This window comes from Acinetobacter sp. YH12254 (assembly GCF_013417415.1).
In the GTDB taxonomy this organism is placed as follows: domain Bacteria; phylum Pseudomonadota; class Gammaproteobacteria; order Pseudomonadales; family Moraxellaceae; genus Acinetobacter; species Acinetobacter pseudolwoffii.
Window position 1 is genome coordinate 175,601 of record NZ_VPEB01000006.1, and the last position, 21,886, is coordinate 197,486.

Genomic DNA, 21,886 nt, shown 5'->3' on the forward strand with positions numbered 1-21,886 from the left:
GCTATTATAAAAATTGCAGTCCACAGATTCAACTTGCAGATCGAACAAAACCGCTTAAACTTCTGTAGGTTGACCCGCGCGATAATCAATCGCCTGATGGCGCCAGAATTCACGTAATTGTGGTGTAAATTCCTGCTGGTTCTGATCGTAGACCAGACCATCCACTTCACGGGCAATCAGACGTGAAATACTGTCCATGGTATCAAAGGCATTTTGTACATCGCTATGCGGCAAAGCCAGGAAGAAGGCCAGACCTTTGACTTCCTGAGTCGAGAGAGTTTCCAGATCAAAACCTTCCATGCCGGTATCCGTCATTTGCAGTACCGAAAACAGCAGTTTTGAATCATCTTCACTATAGCGGTGGAAACAGGCCAGTTCGCCATAACGCAGACCATATTTCAACAAGACTTTCAGGGTTTTATCACCTGAAAGTACCCGGCCTTGCGGATAGATATGCAATGAAATAATCGTTTCAGCATTGGATAAGGCACTTTCTTCATCCACTATTTTCTGTTCATGCAGATGAGCATCCAGAATACTGCTTTCATCATTAAATTCAGAAATTTCCGCTTTTTCAATACTGCTGTTCAGACTGAATTCAACAGCGGTATCTTTATCTTCCGTCTGGTTATTTTCCGCTTCTACTTCGGCCGGCTTTTGCTCCACTGATGTTTCGGCTGCTTCTGTGCTTGCAGAACTTGCCACCACTTCAGCTTCGGTCATTGGACTCGGCTCGACCGCTGCAGCTGTCTCAAGCACTGCTGGCTCAGCCAAGGTCGGTTCAGGCTTGCGAAATGCCGAAGGTTTTTCAGGAGCCTTTTCTTCTACGCTCAGGCTCGGCTCTATACGTTGTGCCGGATCTGCGTTCTGCTTTGCCAGTTGCGATCGTACATGCCGAGGAATGACAGGGGTCTGGCTATCCGGATCGATATGCAGGTTAGCATCTAGTGAAGGGACTGCCTCTACAGGTTTTTTGAGCAGCATTCTGATGCCCAACAGCATGATGATAATTGCAATAACAATCCCGATAATGGTGGTGATTTCCATATTATACCTCCGCAGCTAAGCCGTATTCTTTTGCCTGTTCCAAATTTACTGTCACTAATTTTGAGGTTCCCGGTTCAGGCATGGTTACACCTAAAAGATCAGTCGCCATCATCATTGCAAGTTTGTTATGGGTAATATAAATAAATTGCACGTGTTCAGAAAGCTCTTTGACTAAATTACAAAAACGTCCCACATTGGCATCATCTAGTGGTGCATCGACTTCATCGAGTACACAAAAAGGTGCCGGATTTAAGCGAAAAATCGCGAATACCAGTGCCAATGCAGTTAAAGCCTTCTCCCCACCGGAGAGTAATGCCAAGGAGCTATTACGTTTACCCGGTGGTCGGGCCATCAGTTTTACACCCGATTGCCATCCATCTTCAAGACTTAAACTCGCCTCGCCCCCTTCAAATACTTTCGGGAACAGGTTTTGCAGTTCGGCATTGACTTGATCAAAAGTGTGCATAAACAGTTTGCGGGTTTCCTGATCAATACTTTTCATCGCAGCTTGTAGCTGTTCCACAGTATTTTCCAGATCCTGCATCTGGTGGCTCAGTTCCTCATAGCGTTTCGAGACTTCTTCATATTCTTCAGAAGCCGCCAGATTCACTGCACCGAGCTTATCGAACTGCGCCTGAGCTTTTTCCAGTTTCGCCTGATGGGTTTTGACATCAATAGTTAAACCGCTGATGACTTCATGATTCAGTTCTTTTAATTGTTCTGAATAATGCTGCAAATCAGATTTGGCTGCCTGCCAGGCCAGACGTTTGGCTTCCAGTGCTGTACGCAGTTTTTCATCCTGCTGCTGGAAACTGTGACGCTGTTCGGTCAGCTGCTGCTGTTTGCTCTGCACCTGATTTAATTCGATCTGCCAGTCGGCCCAGGTTTTTTGCAGTTTTTCAGTGATCTGCGCATGTTCATTGAACTGGCTCTGTAAAGCAGGCAATTCTAGCTGTACCGGATCGACAAATTTCTTGGCTTGCTCGATTTGTAGATTAATTTGTTGATACTGTTCTATTAAAAATACCTGATCTTTTTCCAGCAATTCAATCTGCTGCTGACTCTGTACGCTTTGACGGCGCAGCAGTTCCAGTTCCTGCTGCGCTTGCTGGCTAAGCTGCTGCGAGTCATCTAACTGAGTGCTCAATGCTTCCAGCTGGAATTGCAGGGTTTTATAATTTGGTAGCGCTTGTTCCAGCTTAATATTCAGAGCATGCAGATCAATTTCCAGATCGTCTTTCTGCATGGCATCTTCTTCTAGCTGCTCATCGAGTTGTTGCAGCTGATGCTGTAATTGCTGCTTCTGTAATGCGAAAGCCTGAGCACTACTTTGAACTTTGGCAATATTGACATCGAGTTGTTGCAGTTGCTTTTGTGTGTGCTTGTACTGCTCACTGATCGTTTGAATCTGGGTTTTTAACTCCTTCACCCGAAGATTCAGTTCAGGCAGTTGCTCTTCAGCCTGACTAAGTTGGCTATTCAGTGCTGATAACTGAAGCTCGATTTCCTCCAGACGGATACGATGACTCAATGCGCCCTGAGCGGCTTGGCTCGATTCATCATAATCCAGCGCAATCACCCAATCAGGCCCAACCTGATAGCCATCCAGACTGAGTAGGGTCTGACCTTGCAAAAGCCCAGTTTGAAGTTTCAAGGCTTGCGCTAATGAATCTACAACTGCAACCTGCTGCCACAGTGAATACTGTGGAGATTCAATCCAGTCGGCCAGACACACCGTATTGGCAATCTGAATTTTATCCTGTACAGCATATGGTTTTAACTGACGCGCCCGATCTTCAAGAAAGTTTTCACCCTCTGCCAGAATCTGGGCAGACAGCCATTTTGCCAGAAACTTTTCGATCAGCTTTGCATGGTCTTTGCCTGCATCGTTGAGCTTAAGTACATGCATCAGCTGTAGTGCATCGGCCTTGGCATGTGGATTGGCTTTGGTCAGCAATTGACTGAGGTTTTTCTGTTCTGAATGCAGCACCTGAATTTCAGATTTTAACTGCATCAAGCACTGCTGCTGTTCTGCCTGCTCGGTCTGAACTTGGGCCAATTGATCTTGCAATACAGTGCGTTGCGCTTCACATGTGAATAGCTGCTGTTCGATCTCAGTCTTGTCTTGTTGATATTGCTCTAGCTCATCTTGTTGCGCTTGATGCTGAATCTGTATGCTCTGTTGCTGTACGGTCTGTTTTTGCTGTTCAATCCGCTCAATATTCTTGGCTAGTTGTTCACTTTGAGCCAACATTTGTAATTTACGCTGCTGCTGCTGTTCGACCTGAGTTTTGATTTGGGCAAATTGTGCCGCGACTGTTGTATGTTGTGATTTGAGATCAGCCAGATTTTGGCTCTGCGCCTGATTCTCTCCATCTTGCTGCTGCAATTGTGTTTGCTGATCTTCAGCTTGCTGCTGCAAGGTATCGAGTTGCAGTTCAATCAATTGCAAACGCTCTTTGGTCTGGGCTTTTTGCTGTTCCAGCTTGACCAGACTGGTGGAATTTTGCTCGAGCAAAGACTGTTTTTGCTGCAAGGTCATTTCCAGTTCGGCCAGTTTTTTCTCGGCCTGTTGCCATTCACTTTGCAAAGGTGTCGATTGCTGAATCAGACGCTGAAACAGTTCACTGGTACTTCCTAAATCATGTTCAACCGTAGTCAGCTCGGAACGTACCAGCTTAAAATTATCTCCGAGAGTATTCATCTCCACGGTATATTCTTCTTGCAAGCGCTGGCTTTGTTCACATTGAAAAGACAGGATTTCGATCTTGATGCTGCGAATCTGTGCTTCCAGTTGCTTATATTGAATCGCGCTTTCAGCCTGACGTTTCAGGGTTTTTAACTGAGATTTAAGTTCAGAGGCAATATCTTCCAGACGCGACAGGTTTTGCGTAGTGTGATCCAGATGCAGCATGGTTTCACGGCGCCGTGCCTGATAACGCGAAACCCCGGCAGCCTCTTCAATATAGACCCGCATTTCATCCGGCTTGGCATCGACCAGACGGTTGATCATGCCCTGTTCAATAATCGCGTAAGAACGTGGCCCCAGACCGGTGCCCAGAAAAATATCGGTAATGTCACGACGCCGGCATTTGCTGCCATTCAAGAAATATTCAGACTTGCCATCGCGGTTGACCTGACGGCGGACTGCCAGTTCATTATAGGCATTATAAGCGCCGCCCAGTTTGCCATAGGTATTGTCAAAGCGCAGTTCTACACTGGCCATGCCCACCGGTTTACGCTTGGCAGTTCCGGTAAAAATCACGTCCTGCATGCTGCCACCACGCAGCTGGCGCGCACTGGACTCACCCATGACCCAGCGTATGGCATCAATGACGTTAGATTTACCACACCCGTTCGGTCCCACGACTGCAGTACGATTATCTTTAAAATGTAAAGTGGTACTGTCGGCAAAAGATTTAAAGCCTGAAAGTTTTAAACTGCTTAAACGCATAATGTCCTGATTTAACGTCGTGAGCGTCTGGCCCACGCGAGTTCAATTTGTTTCATCCGTGTCAGAGATTCCAACACAAGGTTGCGTAAGTGTCGACAAAAATCTTCCATAAATAAAGCGGCCTGATGGGTTTTTCGTATCAAAATTGCTTCAGTGACCAGTTTAAATAAGTCGAAAGATTCCTGTAACTCGCGTCTGGAAATATTCAGGGTCAGGAAATAGCTACGCCGCAAGCAAGGTAACAGTTCCTGATAGTAGCGCATCAGATAGGGATTTCCGACCATCTCATGTTGCTGGGCCATGCCCTGAAAGATCAGATCATAAAACTTTTCTGTATGTCCTTGGCGAGTTTCTGCTTCTAATTGTTCTAATAATAGCTGAATGCGCTCGGCTTCATGACTCCGCCAGGTTTCAGCCATACGATGCACCATCTGCCCCAGCAATAAAGAGGTAATATCAAATAGGGCACGCACCTGCAAGGCCGACATTTCCGAGACAATGGCACCGCGACGCGGATAAATTTCAATCAGCTGGGTGCGTTCCAGCAACAGCAGGGCTTCACGAACCGACCCTCGACTGACATCCAGCTCCGAGGCAATCCTGAGTTCCTGTATACGTTCGCCTTCGACCAATTCGCCGCGAATAATCTGTTCGCTAATGTGTTTGGCAATCTGCTCAGACAAACTGTGTGCTTGTTCTAATGGCATACCGTTCCTGTCTTTATTTTTATGGATACTGGTTCAGCCCGTGATTTGGGCTATGTTGCTATTAGACAGAATTTTTTCGATGAATACTGTGACATTGTCAGACAATCTTGTGTCTCTACAGCCAACTCAAGTTCATAAAAAAGAAGAATAGTGAACCATTCTCCTTAGGTGATACATCAGTTCAACCTAAAAAATTAAATCAGGCCATAAAACCTTGATAAATAAAATACAGACCGACGGTGGTCAGTAAAGCCGCAAAACATTTTTTCAGTACCGCAGGTGAAAGTAAATGTGCCACTTTTGCACCGAGTTTGGCGGTAAAAAAACTCATCATGCTGATGCCAATAAAGGCATAGATATGAATATAGCCAATCGTATTTGGTACTGCGACCTGGGCCTGTTGACCAAACCAGATAAAGCCCAGTGCGCCTGCCACGGCAATCGGCAACCCACAAGCCGCAGAGGTCGCCACGGCTTTTTGCATCACGATGCCACAGCGATTCAAAAACGGGACTGTCAGACTACCGCCACCAATCCCAAAGATCGCCGATGCCACACCAATCCCACCGCCCGCAGCGAGTTGTACCGGGGTTGAAGGCAATTTTTTATTCGGATCGACCTGAACATTGGCGCCTTTAAACATTCTAAACGCCACCCAGACTGCAAAGAACCCGATCAACAGCTGCAAGCCTTGACCAGATAAATAGTCAGCAATCCCTGCGCCCAGGAAGGAACCAATAATCAAGCCGGGTGCCAGATTACGAAATACCGACCACAACACGGCACCTCTTTGATGATGCGCCATGACAGAACTGATCGAGGTGACAATAATGGTAGCCAGAGAAGTCCCCACCGCCATGTGCATAATCACGCTGGGATCGTACTGGAGCTGGGTAAAAACAATGTACAGAATCGGCACAATAATCAAACCACCACCAACCCCAAACAGGCCAGCGGTAAATCCTGCAATTGCACCAATCAATAAATATATGATTAACTCCATAACGATATTTACCACGTTTAGATTCAAATGGATGTAGAAACTCGTGAACTGCAACAACGATTAAGCGATGCAGGCCAGCTTCCGGAAGTATTGCTCATCAAACCGATTACCACATCGACCAATGACGATGTGCGGGAATTGGCAACCAAGGGGGTACAGCAGGTTCTGGTCTGCAGCCATGTGCAGACCCAAGGCCGTGGACAGCGCCAGCGTCAGTGGATTTCACCTGAAGGGAATATCTATTTAAGCACATTGCTGCATACACAAAAACCCATCGATGGCCGTTTGGCTCTGGAAATTGCGTTAAATATCCTGCAAATGCCCAGTCTACAAGGGCTGGACTTGCAAGTAAAATGGCCGAATGACCTGTATAGCGTCAAAGGCAAATGGGGCGGCATTCTGGTAGAACCAATTTCACCTACGCAAGTGGTGGTCGGGGTCGGGATCAACCTCAGCCCAATGTCTGCTGAGGTTCCCGAGCAGCAAGTGACCTCATTGAATGAGTTGGGCCTGCATCCGGGTTCACGCATTCAGCTGATTGCAGAACTGTATCTGGCGATTCAGCAAGCCGGACAATGGTTTAGATATGGCAGCCAGAATCTGTCTGGTCGTTTCAATCGACATGCCGCTTTTATCCAAGAGAGGGTTGAATTTACCGATCTGCAAGGGCAATATTCAGGAAAATTTCTGGGTATTCAGGATGATGGCGCTGTTAAAATCGCAACTGAAACAGGTGTCCACATCTTTTACCAAGGTCAATTACGGCTCAAAAATAATCCTTGAACAGGCATAATCCATGAAGAAACTATGGCTAGATATTGGCAATACCCGACTCAAATACTGGATTACCGAACAAGATCAGATCATTGAACATGCAGCGGAATTACATTTACAATCCCCTGCCGATTTGTTACTTGGCCTGATCCAGCACTTTAAAACGCTGGATCTGGATCAGGTCGGATTGTCTTCGGTTCAGGACAAAACCAATAATGAGCGCATTCTTAGTATATTAGATGGTCTGCATATTCCAGTGATTTTTGCTCAGGTGCAGGCCCAATATGCTGGCCTGATTTGTGGCTATGATGAACCCGCACAACTGGGGATTGACCGCTGGCTACAGGTACTTGCTGTCGCGACCCAGCCTCATGAGAATTATTGTGTGATTAGTTGTGGTACAGCGCTGACCATTGACCTGATTCAAGGACAACAACATTTAGGCGGTTTTATTCTGCCAAATTTATATTTGCAACGTGATGCACTAATTCAGAATACCAAAGGCATTAAAATTCCGGATGCCGCATTTTCTGAGCTCAATCCCGGACGCAATACCATCGATGCAGTACATCATGGCATTCTGCTCGGTCTGCTCAGCACCATTGAAAAAGTGCTGCATGATTTTCCGGCACAGCTGGTACTAACCGGTGGAGATGCTCCACTGTTTGCCCAACATCTTGAGCCGTATCAGCCGAGGATTGAACCTGATCTTCTGCTTAAAGGTTTGCAGCATTTTGCGGCTCATTTGCCAGATACAGTTTCATGATTTCGAGCAATTGAGGAAATTCGGTAAATCCATCACATTTGTTAAAATGTCCGGCTTTTTTAATCTCAAAAATTTGAGCATTTAAGCTGTGGGCCAGGCGCAAGGAAACCGGTGCAGGTACAAAAGGATCATTACTGGAGATCAGTATGACCGCGCGTTTATAGCTATACGGCAGGTTGTTCAGATCCAGTCGTGTCGCCTGCAGCATTTTATTCAGTTCCGACCAGGCCACCAGCGGTGTATCGAAAGCTGAAACCAGAATAACCCCGCCGGTCTTGCGGTGCTGCTGGAGATAATGTTGCTGTAAAAAACTTAAAACACTGAGTCCACTCAGGCCATGGGCAACTAAAAAAGTATGCTCATCCAGGTGTGGAATATGCAGTTTCAGATTCTGCTGCCATTCTTCTAGATCAGGCTGAAAAGGATTGGCCAGCATAATCCGTTTTGAATCAACACCGACATTTTTGAGTTGGCGACTCAGCCACGGATACCAATGGTCATTTGAGGTGGCCTGATAATCAGGCACGATATAGACTTTATTGATTATATTTTTCATCGTGTTTTACTTATTATAATTGAGCACAAAGTGCTTTGGCAAAAACTACTATTAAACAGTCTGAAGATGAAATTCAAGTAACTTTTTGCATCCCATCTCAGACTCAATTTACAAATTGAACGAATCCAACAACCTGCTTAAGATTCAGCTTTAATCAGATAAGGCTCAATCACTTTCCAGAGTTCTGGCAGATCGGTACAGCCTTCTGAATCGATAAAATGTCCCTGATGCTTGGCACTCACCACAATCGCATCCAGACTGTCTGCCTGTTCCAGGCTAAATTCAGGCTCCACCCGATCATCGCCTTCAGAATAAATCACCACCCGTTCTGCCACCTGCTGTTTAAGCAGATCAAAATCGATCTCAGCAGCATCAATAAACGGATTGACTTCATCTAAACGACCCAAGCGGCCATTAAATCCTGCGATCAATACCAATTGCTGAATCTTTTGCTGTTTTAACTCTCTGGATAAGTAATGCAATACAGCCACAGTTCCTAGGCTATGCCCGATAAAAATACTGTCTTCATCAATCCCCTCAATCTGCTCACGCATTTGCTGGTCCCACACCTCTAGCTTGGGTGTGGTCGATGGGTCAAGTCGCAGTACTTTTAAGCTGACATTTTCCTGTTGGGCTTTTTCCTGAATCCATGGAAACCAGTTTTCTTCCGGGCTTGCAGTATAACCATGGACGATGATCACTTGAGCCATTTTAAATTTCTCTTTGTTTTGTGCTGATGTTCCTGAGTCTGCCTGATTGGATTTTTATTTTGGGTAAGTAAATGTTGTTTTGTTTAAACCGGTTTTCTGATTGATACATAATAAAAAAGGCGCATTTCGCGCCTTTTTTAAATCAGAATCTTATTTCTTGTCATTGCCGCCGAACAGTGGACCCATGCCACCGCCGCCGCCAAACTGTTTCTGCAAACCACCGAGTGATTTCATCATTTTTGCCATACCTGACGGATTGGCAAATTTCTTCATCATCTTGGCCATTTGCGCATGTTGTTTAATCAACTTGTTGACTTCCGCCACTTCCATACCACAACCTGCTGCGATACGTTTTTTACGGCTTGGGTTCATCAAGTCTGGATTACGGCGCTCTTTGATGGTCATCGACTGGATAATTGCTTCCATTTTCTTGACCTGCTTTTCAGGATTGGCCTGGGCCAACGCATCTTGCAGACCGGCATTGCTCATGCCAGGAAGTTTGTCCAGGAAGCCCATCATGCCGCCCATCTTGTTCATCTGCTCAAACTGCATCAGCATATCTTCAAAGTTGAAGCTGCCGCCTTTTTGCAGTTTTTTCGCCATTTTTTCGGCTTTTTCTTTGTCGACCTTACGCTCAAGTTCTTCGACCAAAGAAAGGACGTCACCCATACCCAAAATACGCTGCGCGATACGTTCAGGATGGAATGGCTCCAAGGCATCAAGCTTTTCGCCCATACCCAAGAATTTGATTGGCTTACCGGTAATGGCACGTACAGACAATGCTGCACCACCGCGTGCATCACCATCGGTTTTGGTCAGGATCACACCGGTTAAAGGCAAGGCATCATTAAAGGCTTTGGCCGTATTCGCCGCATCCTGACCGGTCATGGCATCGACCACGAACAGGGTTTCAGTCGGGTTAATCGCCGCATGCAGCTCTTTAATTTCGTCCATCATGTCATTATCGACATGTAAACGACCGGCAGTATCGACAATTAACACATCAGCAAACTGGATTTTTGCCTGTTCAATCGCACGATTTACAATCGTAATCGGTTTTTCGTCTGCGCTAGATTCCAGGAAAATCGCACCGACTTCGCCTGCAACCGTTTGTAGTTGCTTGATCGCTGCGGGACGATAGACGTCGGCAGAAACCATTGCCACTTTTTTCTTTTGACGTTCTTGTAAAAAGCGTGCCAATTTTGCTGCAGTGGTGGTTTTACCTGCACCTTGCAGACCTGCCAGCAGGACAACGACCGGTGGTTTTGCGGCAAGGTCAAGGCTTTCATTGGCCGCGCCCATCATTTTGGTCAATTCGTCATGAACGATTTTGACAAAAGCCTGTCCAGGAGATAACTGAGTCATCACTTCCTGGCCCAATGCCTCTTCCTTAACTTTCGCGATGAATTCACGAGTTACAGGTAACGCAACATCGGCCTCAAGAAGCGCCATACGCACTTCACGTAACGTATCTTTAATATTGTCTTCGGTTAGCTGCCCTGAGCCAGTAACATTTCTTAAACTCTGCGTGAGTCGTTCTGTTAAGGTATCAAACATTGCAAAATCCGCTTAAAATAGCCATGAGCAAAAAATTGTTTCTTAAAATAGAAAATTTATGCATAGAATGCTATAGGATACTGTAGTTCGCAGCGAATTTATATAAATGAATATTCATCACCCTTAAAAAGGTTTGACATGGTTAGCCTCCCCTTGGTTTATACGATCTTAGCATTAGTCGCTTATACCGCTTCCTTCTGGTATCTGTTCATTCATTTAATGTCTAAACGTGCTCCTAATCAATGGTTTGTTTCGCTAACTGCCCTGCTTGGACTGGGCTTACATGCGCTGGTTTTATATGGCGATATGCACACCCCGCTTGGCATTAATTATGATGTCTTTGCCCTGTTTTCCTTTACCTCTGGTCTGATGCTGTTACTCAGCATTATTTACAGTACTTATCGTCCAATTATTGCCCTGAATCTGATCGGGATTCCAGTGGCTGCCACGGGTTTAATTCTCGGCTTTGTCTTTACCCAGCCTGCAAAAATCATCGCACAAAACTCTTTGGGTCTGGATATTCATATTATCCTGTCTTTATCTGCTTATGCCGTATTGCTCATGGCGACCATTCAGGCCGTGATTTTGCGACTGCAGGATCGTGAACTCAAAAAGAAACAGAAACGCCGGGTCTGGGTCAGTTTATTACCTTCTTATCAGGACATGGAATCACTGCTGTTTGATATGCTGATGACCGGTTTTGTTTTACTTACCCTCGCTTTAGGCTTTGGCTTTTTTACCATCGACAATTTCTTTGCCCAGCATCTGGCACATAAAACAGCGTTCAGTATTATTTCCTGGCTGGTTTATGGTTCACTATTAATCGGACACTGGAAGTTTGGCTGGCGTGGCCAGAAAGCCGTGCGCTTTACCCTACTCGGTTTTGGTTTGCTGGCACTGGGTTTTATTGGTTCTAAATTCGTGCTGGAAATGATCTTGGGGCGATAATTCTGAGCCTTGAAATATTCAATTCATTGTTCAATGAAAAGGCTTTAGCTTGAGTATTCTTTAAAGGATTATACGCCCCGCACGCACTGATAATGGCCAGCGAATCACTCTAGGCAATTCTGGATCTTCCCATTCTGGCAATAAGGCATCTGCCAGTACATTCAGTGGATTATGTCCGAGTGCTTGAGTTGCTGCTTTCACGGCTGACCAGGTACTCATATAAACAATCAGCTGATAAAAATTCCACTCCACCTCAAGCATAAGTGGTGAAATTGAAATTTCCTGAAATGGAAATGGTAGATTTTTATATCCTTCATCTACATGGCGACCATTCAGGCCGTGATCTTGCGGCTTCAGGATCGTGAGCTCAAAAAGAAGCAAAAACGCCGGGTCTGGGTCAGTTTATTACCTTCTTATCAGGACATGGAATCATTGCTCTTTGATATGCTGATGACCGGTTTTGTTTTACTTACGCTCGCTTTAAGCTTTGGCTTTTTCACCATCGATAATTTCTTCGCCCAACATCTGGCACATAAAACTGCGTTCAGTATTATTTCCTGGCTGGTTTACGGTTCACTATTAATCGGACACTGGAAGTTTGGCTGGCGTGGCCAGAAAGCCGTGCGCTTTACACTTTTAGGTTTTGGTCTGCTGGCACTGGGTTTTATTGGTTCTAAATTCGTGCTGGAAATGATTTTGGTACGTTAACATACGCTAACCTAAAGCCCACACTACGTTTGAGTGCCGTCATCAAAATGTCATATTCAAAAATTATGGTTAAAGTGCATTAAAAATACACCAAGGATCATGATGATAAAATTACTTTCAGGTTTAGCACTACTTTGTTTATCCAGCGCAAGTTTCGCAGATTATCACTGTCACGGTAGCATTAAAGATCGCACGATTGATGACAATGTCAGTATCAGCCAAAACTGTCAGATTGATAATGCCACCATTAAAGGCAATGTCATGTTGTATCAGGGTGCTCAAGCAGTAATTTCAAATACTGCGATTGATGGCAATCTGGAATCGAAAGGACGTTTTAGCTCGGTTCTGGCACAACATAATCGGATTGACGGCAATATCCAGCTAGAAGGCGGTCAGACGATTCAGCTCACTGCCAATCAGGTAGAGGGTGACATCCAGCTGAAAAAGAATACCCAAAAAATTACTGTAAATGACAATGTGGTTGACGGTAATTTGCAATGCGAATCCAACCGCATTCAACCGATCGGTGGCAATAACCGGGTCAATGGTGACAAAGAAGGTCAATGTCGCCGTTTATAATTTTTATAAATGAAATAAAAAACTTGGCTGATACGATCATCAGCCAAGTGCTAAATTAATGATTCTTTTTAATTTGATATTCCGCATCAAAGGCCTGATAGTTCAGGCGATCTGCTGAATCTTCAGACAATGGTTCAACTTCCTGCATCGAAGAAAGACAGCGTTCTGTCAGCTGAATATATTCCTGCGTTCCCTTGCTTTTCCAGGCAATTTCTTTGGCGTCCAAAGGACGGATGACCCGCGCCGGACTACCCAGCACTAATGAGTTTTCTGGAATCTGGGATTTGGCCTTGACCATACTATTGGCACCAATAATGGTATTTTCACCAATCTCGGCTTCATCCAGAATCACGCTGTTCATGCCCACCAGTACATTTTTGCGAATGATACAGCCATGTAAAATCGCGCCATGTCCGATATGGCCATATTCTTCAACCAGCGTAATACTGCCGGGAAAGCCATGAATGGTACAGGAATCCTGAACATTGGCATTTCTCTGGATGTGAATCCCGCCAAAGTCAGCTCTCAAGGTGGCAAAAGGCCCGATATATACGCCCTCTTCAATCACCACATCCCCAATCAAGACGGCTTGTGGATGTACATAAGCGCGAGGGCTGACCACAGGAATCACACCATCAATGGCATAACACGGCATTATTTTATTCCTTTAAAAATGCAGAATTAGATTAACTGACGGCTTCTAGTCGCAAACCGCCAAAACGTTTATAAAATTGTGGATGTACCGGCGGCATCGAACCTTCCGAAGTCCGCGCGATTTCTATAAAGAATTCATCACCTGCTGCAACCACAGTTTGATATAAATTGCTGCTCAGATTACGGGCATTCAGGGAAAGCCAGTTAGATGGCAATAACTCAAAAGGCAGATTCGGATCTTTTAATAAAATCCGGCGGAATTGATGAATCAGCAAAATACGCAACTGAAATGCCTGTAGCGGATCTAGCTCATCTTCCTGTTCCACCAGATGAAAAAATTCCCGAAAATCGGTGATAAATTTTTCATAACGCTGATGTAATTCCTGCACCGGCCAGTTGGTAGCAACCATGCGCTTCACAGTTGGATAAGATTCCTGCCAGAGCTGTAAGGTTTCGGCTTTAAACACCACCACCTGATCGGTCATTTTCAAATTCAGCAGCAGGTTTTGCAGTTTCTGGTGGTCACAGCCCGGATAGGCCATAACATTGGTGGCGATATTGGCAAAGCCCAGCCATTCCAGTTCTTTTTTCAGAATCAGTTTATTGTCCAGTTCCACTGAACTGAGCAGCACCAGATCCCATTTCTGATCCCATTCCTGATGGCTAAAACTGTAAATCTTTTGGTCAGCCATAATAAAACGCTGGCGGCTGCTTTCGGTGACACGGTAATAACTGGTGCGGCCAATTTTCTCCGAGAACAGCCAGCCATTTTGTACCAGACGAAATACAGCAGTTCTTACTGAACGTTCATTAAAGCCGAAGACATCCATGAGCTGGATCAGGCTGGCCAGACTGATAATGCCACCGCGATGAAAAATACAGTCACCGAAGATGGTCATGATTAATGAGGTTCCGCTGAGTGCTTCATTTTGAATAAAGTCATCAATGATTTGTTTTAATTTCGGATTCATTACGCTTAACTTTACCTTGTAGAAACTGGATGATAGACCATTTAGTCATCATCCAGTAGGACTTCATGCAGACTTGCGGATATCGAAAACGCGCTGTGCCTTGCCTTCAGAACGTGGCAGACTGCCTTCTGGCAAAACTTCGACACTGACACTGATACCAACCATGGTTTTAATCTGGCTTTTTAGCTGAGTTGCCAGCTGGTGCGCCATAATATCACTGCTATCTTTACGCATTTCGGTACGGATATGCAATGTATCCAGATGGCCTTGTTTACAAATCTGGATCTGATAGTTCGGAATCAGTTGCTGGATCTGTAAAATCTGCTCTTCAATCTGCGACGGAAACACATTCACTCCACGGATAATCATCATGTCATCACTGCGGCCAACAATCTTGTCCATACGGCGCATGGTACGTGCCGTGCCAGGCAATAAACGGGTCAGATCACGGGTACGGTAACGGATCACCGGCATGCCTTCTTTGGTAATGGTGGTGAAGACCAGTTCACCGAGTTCGCCATCGGGCAGCACTTCACCGGTTTCAGGATGGATAATTTCCGGATAAAAATGATCTTCCCAAATGGTTGGGCCATCTTTGGATTCCAGACACTCCATGGCGACGCCCGGGCCCATCACTTCTGACAGGCCATAAATATCCAAGGCATCAATGCCGAGACGCTCTTCAATTTCCTTGCGCATTTCATTGGTCCATGGCTCTGCACCAAAGACGCCGGTTTTAATCGAACAGTTTTTGGCTGTACCAAATTTCTTTTCCAGCGCTTCAATAATATTCAGACAATAAGATGGCGTAACCATTAATGCCGTCGGCTTAAAATCATGAATCAGTTGCGCCTGTTTATCGGTTTGTCCGCCAGACATTGGGATCACAGTTGCACCCAAGCGTTCAACGCCATAATGCGCACCTAGACCACCAGTAAACAGGCCATAACCATAAGACACCTGAATGATATCTTTACTGCTCAAGCCGGCTGCGCGTAATGAACGTGCCACTACATCCGACCAAACATTAATATCATTCTGGGTATAACCGACCACGGTCGGCTGACCGGTGGTGCCAGAAGAGGCGTGCACACGTACAATCTGTTCCTGTGGTACAGCGAACATGCCAAACGGATAGTTATCGCGTAAATCCTGTTTGGTGGTAAACGGGAATTTGGCCAGGTCTTCCAGAGAATTAAAATCATCCGGATGCACACCCGCATCATCAAATTTCTTTTTATAAACCGGGCTATTCTGATAGGCATGCTGCAGGGTCTTTTTCATCCGCTGTAGCTGGACACTGCGTAACTCATCAACCGATACTTTTTCAATTTTTTCCATTGCATTGTTATTCATATTCTTACTCCTAACGCAGTCTTCCTGACCACGATTTAATTCATTGATTGAATGATGTCTTAATCCATATTTTCTAAAACCAGTGCAACACCTTGACCAACACCGACACACATGGTGCACAGTGCATATTTGCCTTGACGGCGTTTCAATTCATGCATGGCGGTAATCACCAGACGGGTGCCACTCATACCAAGCGGATGACCCAAAGCGATGGCACCGCCATTCGGGTTGATTCTTGCATCATCGTCTTGCAGGCCCAATTCCCGAATCACAGCCAGCGATTGCGCTGCGAATGCTTCATTCAGCTCGATCACGTCCATCTGTTCGAGGCTGAGTCCGGTTTGTTTCAAGACTTTCTGTACCGCTGGCACCGGGCCAATGCCCATATATTTGGCTTCAACACCGGCACTGGCCATCCCGATCACTTTGGCTTTCGGGCGCAAACCATACTGCTCGGAAAATTGCTGATTGCCGAGTAATACGCAAGCCGCACCATCATTGACACCCGAAGCATTGCCGGCGGTGACCGAACCGCCTTCTTTACGAAATGGGGGTTTTAAGGCGGCCAGATTGTCCAGTGTCGTCTCTGCGCGCGGGTGCTCGTCCTGGGAAATGGTCAGGATGGTTTTCTTTGGCCCTTTAACCTCTACCGGCAGAATTTCTTCGGCAAAAATACCTTCTTGCTGTGCTACTGCGGTTTTCTGCTGGCTGCGATAGGCAAACAGGTCCTGATCTGCGCGACTGATCTGATACTTTTCAGCCACGTTTTCGGCTGTTTCCGGCATGCTGTCAACGCCAAACTGGGCTTTAAATTTTGGGTTGATAAAACGCCAACCAATAGTCGTGTCATAAATTTCTGGAGTACGGCTAAACGCTGAGGTCGGTTTAGACTGCACAAAAGGCGCACGGCTCATGGATTCTACCCCACCCGCCAAAATAAATTGTGCTTCACCCGATTTGATGGCACGTGCGGCAAGTCCAATCGCATCCAGACCTGAGGCGCATAAACGGTTCACGGTAAGTGCGGGAACAGATTCAGGCAGTCCTGCAAGTAAAGCCGCCATACGCGCAACGTTACGGTTATCTTCACCGGCCTGATTGGCACAGCCCAAGATCACTTCATCCAGTTTTGCCCATGGCAATGCCGGATGCTGCTCTTTCAGATATTGAATCGGTAGCGCTGCCAGATCATCAGCACGGATACTGCTCAGCCCACCGGCATAGCGTCCGATCGGGGTACGAACTCCATCAAAAATATAAACCTGTTCCATGATTTTTCCTTTTAGCCAGCCACGCGTAATGGGTGCTGCTGAGTTTGCTGTGCCTGTCCCTGCACCGCTTTCTTTGCTAAATATATACTAGTTCTATAGCGATCTTCACCATAAATACGATACATATTTTCTAAAATTTGTAAAATTGTGTAATACCCAATTTTATCTGCCCATTCGAATGGACCACAAGGATAATTCACTCCATATTTCATAGCAGAATCAATATCTTGCTCTGATGCAATATCATGCAATACTGCTTCACAGGCTTCATTCACCAGCATGGCAATACTACGTATAACATAAAGACCTGGATGATCTTTAGACCAAATAGGTATCACATTCATACCTAGGAGGAATAGCTCTACTACCTGGCGCTGTTCTTCACTACAAGCGGGTGATGCAACTACCGGAATCGCTTGAGCATTGGCCCAATCTGCATGCCAGTCCATCAACACCACAGGCTCATGCGGATAGGTAAGTTCAACCGATTCGCCGAGCGATAATCGCAGGGAAAGATCTCCAATCAGGATTTCATTCTGTTCTGCTGCCTGAAAACTCAGTTCCAGATGAGAGGCCTGTTTTAAACGTGCAATCAGTGCTGATGAATGCAGCCATTCACCTTTTACCGTGACTTTGAGCTTATTCAGCGACTTGGCATAACACACTGGTAATTCGTACGCAGGTGCAGGCTTGGACTGTGTGTAATTATAAAAACCTTGACCGGACTTGCGGCCATAACAGCCCGCATCGACCAACTCTTTTTGAATCAAGGATGGGCGGTAGCGTGGCTCATAGAAAAATTCCTGATAGACACTTTGCGTGACCGAGAAATTTACATCCTGTCCAATCAGGTCTGTGAGTTCACACGGTCCCATGGCAAAACGGCCACATTCGCGCATGATGTAATCGAGCTGTTCCGGTGTGCTGGCATCTTCCTGTAAGGCGCGAAAGGCTTCGGCATAATACGGTCGTGCAACACGATTGACGATAAAACCGGGAGTCGATTTGGCCCGTACCGGAACTTTGTTCCAAGATGCCATCAGAGCAAATACTGCATCGGCAATGGCGGCTGAGGTTTTCAGTCCACGGATAATCTCGACCAGCTTCATGATTGGCGCGGGATTAAAGAAATGCAGCCCAATTACCCGCTCTGGATGCGGAATCGCCGAGGCAATCGCGGTAATGGAAATCGATGAGGTATTGGAAGCAAAAATCGTCTGTTCCGGGCAAATGGCAGCCAGCTGTTGAAACAGATTTTGTTTCACTTCTTTCTTTTCGACAATGGCTTCAATAATCAAGCCCGCATCGACCAACTGTTGAATATCTTCGGCCACGATCAGATTGGCGAAGGTACTCTCCAGCAATTGCTGGGTCATTTTGCCATTCTGTACCCGCTTGCTGAGCTGCGCCTTTAAAGCAGTTAAGGCACTCTGAACTTTGCTGCTGTCGAGGTCAAACACATAGGTCGGATGCCCGTGCATGGCTGCCAGTTGCGCAATGCCAATCCCCATGGTTCCCGCACCCACCACAGCAACTTTGACGTGTTCCAAATTGATCTGCTGCATGATTTAGCATCCTTTATATTCAGGTGTACGCTTCTGCATAAAGGCTTGTACACCTTCTTTATAATCGCTTGAACGTCCAGCCAGACGCTGTAAATCACGCTCCAGAATGAGCTGCTCATCCAGATTATTGTCGGCTGCGGCATGAATGGCTTTTTTGATTAGTGACAGGCCATAAGTCGGCTGCTTGGCCAAATGCTTGGCCAGTTTTTTCGCTTCTGCTTGCAGTTGCTCATCTTCAACCACCTGCCAGATCATGCCCAGTTGTGCTGCGCGCTCAGCCGGAATTTTATCGCCGAGCATCGCTAAGCCCATCGCCTGGGCACGCCCGACCAGACGCGGCAAGAACCAGGTGCCGCCTGAATCTGGTACTAAACCTAGACGACAAAAGGCCTGAATAAAGGAAGCCGATTTTGCAGCAACTACAATGTCACAGGCCAGTGCAATATTGGCACCGGCCCCTGCCGCCACACCATTCACCGCACAAATCACCGGTTTTGGCATTTCAGTAATCAGTTTGATTAAAGGGTTGTAGTATTTTTCAATTGACAGGCCTAAGTCCGGTGCATCAGCATTCGGATCGACCACACGATCATTTAGATCCTGGCCGGCACAGAAACCACGGCCTTCAGCTGAAATCACCACGGCACGAATCTGGCTGTCTTTGGCCCAGGCCTTGATGACCTTGGAGACTTCCTGATGCATGGTTTCATTAAAGCTGTTGAGCTGTTTCGGACGGTTAAAGGTCAGGTAGCCCACTGCATTTTTTTCTTCGACAATAATTGTTTGATATTCCATTACACACCTCTAAATTCTGGTTTTCTTTTTTGTAAAAATGCATTGATGCCTTCTTGGCGATCTTGGGTCGCCGCCAGCCAGACAAAATGCTGACGTTCCAATTTCAGTCCCTGACTTAATGTCACTTCATGAATCGACTTTAAAGATTGCTTGATGGCGCGAATGGCCAGCGGTGCCTGCTTGGCAATTTTTCCCGCTAGTTCCAGTGCGTATTGCACGGTCAGTCCTGTCGGACAAACCTGACTGCTCATGCCATGTTGCAATGCGGTCTGTGCCGAAATCATTTCACCGGTCATGGCCCAGCGCATCGTTAATTGCTGACCGACCAGACGGGCAAGGCGCTGTGTTCCACCGGCGCCCGGCAACATGCCTAAACCAATTTCAGGCAAGGCAAACTGGGCATTGTCGCCAGTTAAAATCATGTCACCATGTAGAGCCAGTTCAAACCCTGCACCAAAGGCATAACCATTCACCGCCATGATTACAGGCTTGGAAAATTCATCAATTTTTTTCCAAAGCAGTGGCCGCTGATCCTGCTGGATGCTGACCACATCTAACTGCGCCAATTCATTTAAATCAGCACCGGCAGCAAAGCATTGCGTATTTCCGGTAATGACCACGGCTTTCACGGCAGCATCTGCTTCCAAGTCCTGTAAACAAGCTGCAATACCTTGCAAGGTCGCATTATTTAGGGCATTGCGCTTTTCCGGGCGATTCAGCTCAATCAGGACTACGCCGGGTTTTGGTGAGCTGGTTTTAATATAGGTCATCCTTGAACTCCTGCTGTGCTCAGTGCTGTAAATTCAGCTGTTATTCATCAAAACTCAGACGTACATTGGCCGTGGTTGGACGTGCCTGACAACTGAGCACATAGCCTTTCTGGATTTCATCTTCTTCCAGACTGTAATTCACCGCCATTTCAACCTGGCCCTCTAACACCTTACATTTACAGGTGGCACAAACACCGCCCTTACAGGCATAAGGCAGATCGGCTCCGGCACGTAGCGCAGCATCTAAAATACTGTCATCCTGTTTGGAGACTTCAACAATCAGCTCGCGACCATCGAGGATGATATTGACGCGTTCTTCGCTGCGACTTTCAATCTGCTGGGCGGTTGCTTTCGGTGCAGTACCCGTATTGAAGCGTTCAGTGTGAATCTTGCTGCGTTGAATGCCCCAAGTCGGTAATACCGTTTCGACCGCCGCCATCATTTCTTCAGGACCACAGGCAAAACAGTGATCTGTGTCGGCTGAAATCAGATTGGCCTGAAACAGCTGCTGCAATTTATCCGCATTGATACGACCGTTAAAGATTTCGCTGTCATTCAGTTCACGTGAAAAAATATTTACCAGTTGCAGACGTTCCTTAAAACGGTCTTTCAAGTCCATGATCTGTTCAGAAAACATGGTCTGTTTCCAGGAACGGTTGCCATATACCAAGGTAAATGTGGCTTCTGCTTGACGGTTTAGCACCGATTTTACAATCGATAAAATTGGCGTAATGCCACTGCCTGCTGCAAACCCTAGATAATTCTGGCCACCGGCCTTGGCTGCTTTTTGAAAGAACACCCCTTGCGGTGGCATGACTTCCAGTACATCGCCCGCTTTGAGATGCGCATTGGCCCAGGTCGAGAACTGACCTTGATCAATTTTTTTAATCGCAATACTCATGTCTTCCTGAGTATCACTACAAATCGAATAGCAACGGCGCAGCTCGCCATCATCACTTAAATAGCGAATGGTCAGGTGTTGACCCGGCTGATATTGAAAAGCATCCATCTGCTCAGGCGCGAGATCAAAAGCAATACAGATTGCCTGCTCGGTTTGTGGCTGAATCGATTTAATGGTTAATGGGATAAATTGGCTCATGGCAAAATCCTTCTTTTAGGTGGCGGTGTTCAGGCTTGTTATTGGTTTACCCTGCCCACCGCGCAATCGTTACAATCAAATACATTTGAAATAGTCAAAAGTTTCTAAGCAGTCCCGACATTGATATAAAGCTTTACAGGCGGTCGAACCGAATTCACTTAATAGTTTGCTGTTGTTACTTAAGCACTGTGGACAGGTGATGCCATCGGTCAATGCCACATGCGTACCACAGCTATGTGACTGGCCTTGCGGCGGGGCAATACCATATTGCTGTAATTTGTGTTTGCCCGATTCACTCATCCAGTCCGTGGTCCAGGCTTCAGACAGATCGACAATGACTTTGACCGGCGTCAAACCGTTGGCCTCGAAAGTCTGGGTAATTTCTGCTTTTAATACATCCGTGGCCGGACAGCCGCTGTAGGTCGGCGTGAGTCGCACCACAATTTCATCCTGCTGATTCAGCTCGACGCCACGAATCATGCCCAGATCAATCACTGACAATACCGGAATCTCTGGATCAGAAACCTGTTGCAAAACGTCCCAACATTGATCTTCTACGTGTCGAATCAGATTCATGCGACTCACTCCCTGTGATT

At 46.3% G+C, this 21,886-nt stretch carries 20 protein-coding genes and 2 pseudogenes; 5 read left to right on the forward strand and 17 right to left on the reverse strand.

Translation table 11 applies throughout. From position 1 onward, the window contains the following. Positions 1 to 54 precede the first annotated feature (54 nt). The 4 genes from FTV29_RS06420 to FTV29_RS06435 all read right to left on the reverse strand — a co-directional run bounded on the left by FTV29_RS06420 (position 55) and on the right by FTV29_RS06435 (position 6,211). Entirely contained in the window at positions 55 to 1,047 is a 993-nt protein-coding gene (locus tag FTV29_RS06420) for a cell division protein ZipA C-terminal FtsZ-binding domain-containing protein (protein WP_159138563.1), read from the reverse strand. Position 1,048: 1 nt separating this feature from the next. After that, the gene (gene smc, locus FTV29_RS06425; RefSeq protein WP_159138584.1) at positions 1,049 to 4,501 is read right to left on the reverse strand and encodes a chromosome segregation protein SMC; all 3,453 of its coding nucleotides are present in this window, start codon (positions 4,499 to 4,501) and stop codon (positions 1,049 to 1,051) included. 11 nt (positions 4,502 to 4,512) lie between these two features. Beyond that, on the reverse strand, positions 4,513 to 5,208 hold the full coding sequence (locus FTV29_RS06430) for a GntR family transcriptional regulator (RefSeq protein ID WP_005095938.1): 696 nt from the start codon (positions 5,206 to 5,208) through the stop codon (positions 4,513 to 4,515). Between the two features lie 199 nt (positions 5,209 to 5,407). Further along, positions 5,408 to 6,211 (reverse strand): sulfite exporter TauE/SafE family protein, encoded by an 804-nt coding sequence (locus FTV29_RS06435; protein WP_005095936.1) that lies wholly within the window; start codon positions 6,209 to 6,211, stop codon positions 5,408 to 5,410. Positions 6,212 to 6,238: 27 nt separating this feature from the next. Between FTV29_RS06435 and FTV29_RS06440 the strand changes: the two genes are divergently transcribed. Both FTV29_RS06440 and FTV29_RS06445 read left to right on the forward strand, forming a co-directional pair. Beyond that, the gene (locus FTV29_RS06440) at positions 6,239 to 6,994 is read left to right on the forward strand and encodes a biotin--[acetyl-CoA-carboxylase] ligase (protein WP_159138562.1); all 756 of its coding nucleotides are present in this window, start codon (positions 6,239 to 6,241) and stop codon (positions 6,992 to 6,994) included. 13 nt (positions 6,995 to 7,007) lie between these two features. Then, positions 7,008 to 7,751, forward strand: a complete 744-nt coding sequence (locus tag FTV29_RS06445) for a type III pantothenate kinase (RefSeq protein WP_100355527.1) — start codon at positions 7,008 to 7,010, stop codon at positions 7,749 to 7,751. Here the strand turns inward: FTV29_RS06445 and FTV29_RS06450 are convergent. The 3 genes from FTV29_RS06450 to ffh form a co-directional block, all read right to left on the reverse strand. Further along, positions 7,702 to 8,307, reverse strand: a complete 606-nt coding sequence (locus FTV29_RS06450) for an alpha/beta hydrolase (protein WP_100534710.1) — start codon at positions 8,305 to 8,307, stop codon at positions 7,702 to 7,704. The two genes, FTV29_RS06445 and FTV29_RS06450, sit on opposite strands and share 50 nt — an antisense overlap. 137 nt (positions 8,308 to 8,444) lie before the next feature. Next, positions 8,445 to 9,017 carry an alpha/beta hydrolase gene (locus tag FTV29_RS06455; protein WP_005095930.1) on the reverse strand — a complete coding sequence of 191 codons (573 nt, stop codon included), beginning with the start codon at positions 9,015 to 9,017 and terminating at the stop codon, positions 8,445 to 8,447. 150 nt (positions 9,018 to 9,167) lie between these two features. After that, positions 9,168 to 10,574: a signal recognition particle protein gene (gene ffh, locus FTV29_RS06460; RefSeq protein WP_005095929.1), complete on the reverse strand. Its 1,407-nt coding sequence runs from the start codon at positions 10,572 to 10,574 to the stop codon at positions 9,168 to 9,170. Between the two features lie 138 nt (positions 10,575 to 10,712). Here ffh and FTV29_RS06465 point away from each other — a divergent pair, with 138 nt between their 5' ends. Continuing rightward, the gene (locus FTV29_RS06465; protein WP_005095927.1) at positions 10,713 to 11,522 is read left to right on the forward strand and encodes an inner membrane protein YpjD; all 810 of its coding nucleotides are present in this window, start codon (positions 10,713 to 10,715) and stop codon (positions 11,520 to 11,522) included. Positions 11,523 to 11,582: 60 nt separating this feature from the next. On the opposite strand, the pseudogene FTV29_RS06470 reads toward FTV29_RS06465, so the two are convergent. After that, positions 11,583 to 11,849 (reverse strand): annotated as a pseudogene (locus FTV29_RS06470) (class I SAM-dependent methyltransferase); the annotation flags it as partial. Here FTV29_RS06470 and FTV29_RS06475 point away from each other — a divergent pair. Beyond that, a pseudogene (locus FTV29_RS06475) lies at positions 11,838 to 12,230 on the forward strand (inner membrane protein YpjD); the annotation flags it as partial. The pseudogenes FTV29_RS06470 and FTV29_RS06475 sit on opposite strands and share 12 nt — an antisense overlap. A gap of 102 nt (positions 12,231 to 12,332) precedes the next feature. Continuing rightward, positions 12,333 to 12,809, forward strand: a complete 477-nt coding sequence (locus FTV29_RS06480) for a hypothetical protein (protein WP_005095921.1) — start codon at positions 12,333 to 12,335, stop codon at positions 12,807 to 12,809. A gap of 55 nt (positions 12,810 to 12,864) precedes the next feature. Here FTV29_RS06480 and FTV29_RS06485 read toward each other — a convergent pair whose 3' ends face one another. The 9 genes from FTV29_RS06485 to paaD form a co-directional block, all read right to left on the reverse strand. Beyond that, on the reverse strand, positions 12,865 to 13,464 hold the full coding sequence (locus tag FTV29_RS06485) for a DapH/DapD/GlmU-related protein (RefSeq protein ID WP_159138561.1): 600 nt from the start codon (positions 13,462 to 13,464) through the stop codon (positions 12,865 to 12,867). 31 nt (positions 13,465 to 13,495) lie between these two features. Beyond that, positions 13,496 to 14,434 (reverse strand): PaaX family transcriptional regulator C-terminal domain-containing protein, encoded by a 939-nt coding sequence (locus FTV29_RS06490; protein ID WP_159138560.1) that lies wholly within the window; start codon positions 14,432 to 14,434, stop codon positions 13,496 to 13,498. A 63-nt stretch (positions 14,435 to 14,497) separates the two neighbouring features. Continuing rightward, positions 14,498 to 15,790, reverse strand: a complete 1,293-nt coding sequence (paaK, locus tag FTV29_RS06495) for a phenylacetate--CoA ligase PaaK (protein WP_159138559.1) — start codon at positions 15,788 to 15,790, stop codon at positions 14,498 to 14,500. A gap of 59 nt (positions 15,791 to 15,849) precedes the next feature. Next, a complete protein-coding gene (pcaF, locus tag FTV29_RS06500) occupies positions 15,850 to 17,061 on the reverse strand; it encodes a 3-oxoadipyl-CoA thiolase (RefSeq protein ID WP_159138558.1) in 1,212 nt (403 codons plus the stop codon). 11 nt (positions 17,062 to 17,072) lie between these two features. After that, positions 17,073 to 18,626: a 3-hydroxyacyl-CoA dehydrogenase gene (locus FTV29_RS06505; protein WP_159138557.1), complete on the reverse strand. Its 1,554-nt coding sequence runs from the start codon at positions 18,624 to 18,626 to the stop codon at positions 17,073 to 17,075. 3 nt (positions 18,627 to 18,629) lie between these two features. Next, on the reverse strand, positions 18,630 to 19,421 hold the full coding sequence (paaG, locus tag FTV29_RS06510; protein WP_100328953.1) for a 2-(1,2-epoxy-1,2-dihydrophenyl)acetyl-CoA isomerase PaaG: 792 nt from the start codon (positions 19,419 to 19,421) through the stop codon (positions 18,630 to 18,632). Next, entirely contained in the window at positions 19,421 to 20,191 is a 771-nt protein-coding gene (locus tag FTV29_RS06515; RefSeq protein ID WP_180075250.1) for an enoyl-CoA hydratase-related protein, read from the reverse strand. The genes paaG and FTV29_RS06515 overlap by 1 nt, the downstream gene beginning before the upstream one ends. A 40-nt stretch (positions 20,192 to 20,231) precedes the next feature. Further along, positions 20,232 to 21,290: a 2Fe-2S iron-sulfur cluster-binding protein gene (locus tag FTV29_RS06520; protein WP_159138555.1), complete on the reverse strand. Its 1,059-nt coding sequence runs from the start codon at positions 21,288 to 21,290 to the stop codon at positions 20,232 to 20,234. 75 nt (positions 21,291 to 21,365) lie between these two features. Next, a complete protein-coding gene (paaD, locus tag FTV29_RS06525) occupies positions 21,366 to 21,866 on the reverse strand; it encodes a 1,2-phenylacetyl-CoA epoxidase subunit PaaD (protein ID WP_005172460.1) in 501 nt (166 codons plus the stop codon). Positions 21,867 to 21,886 lie beyond the last annotated feature (20 nt).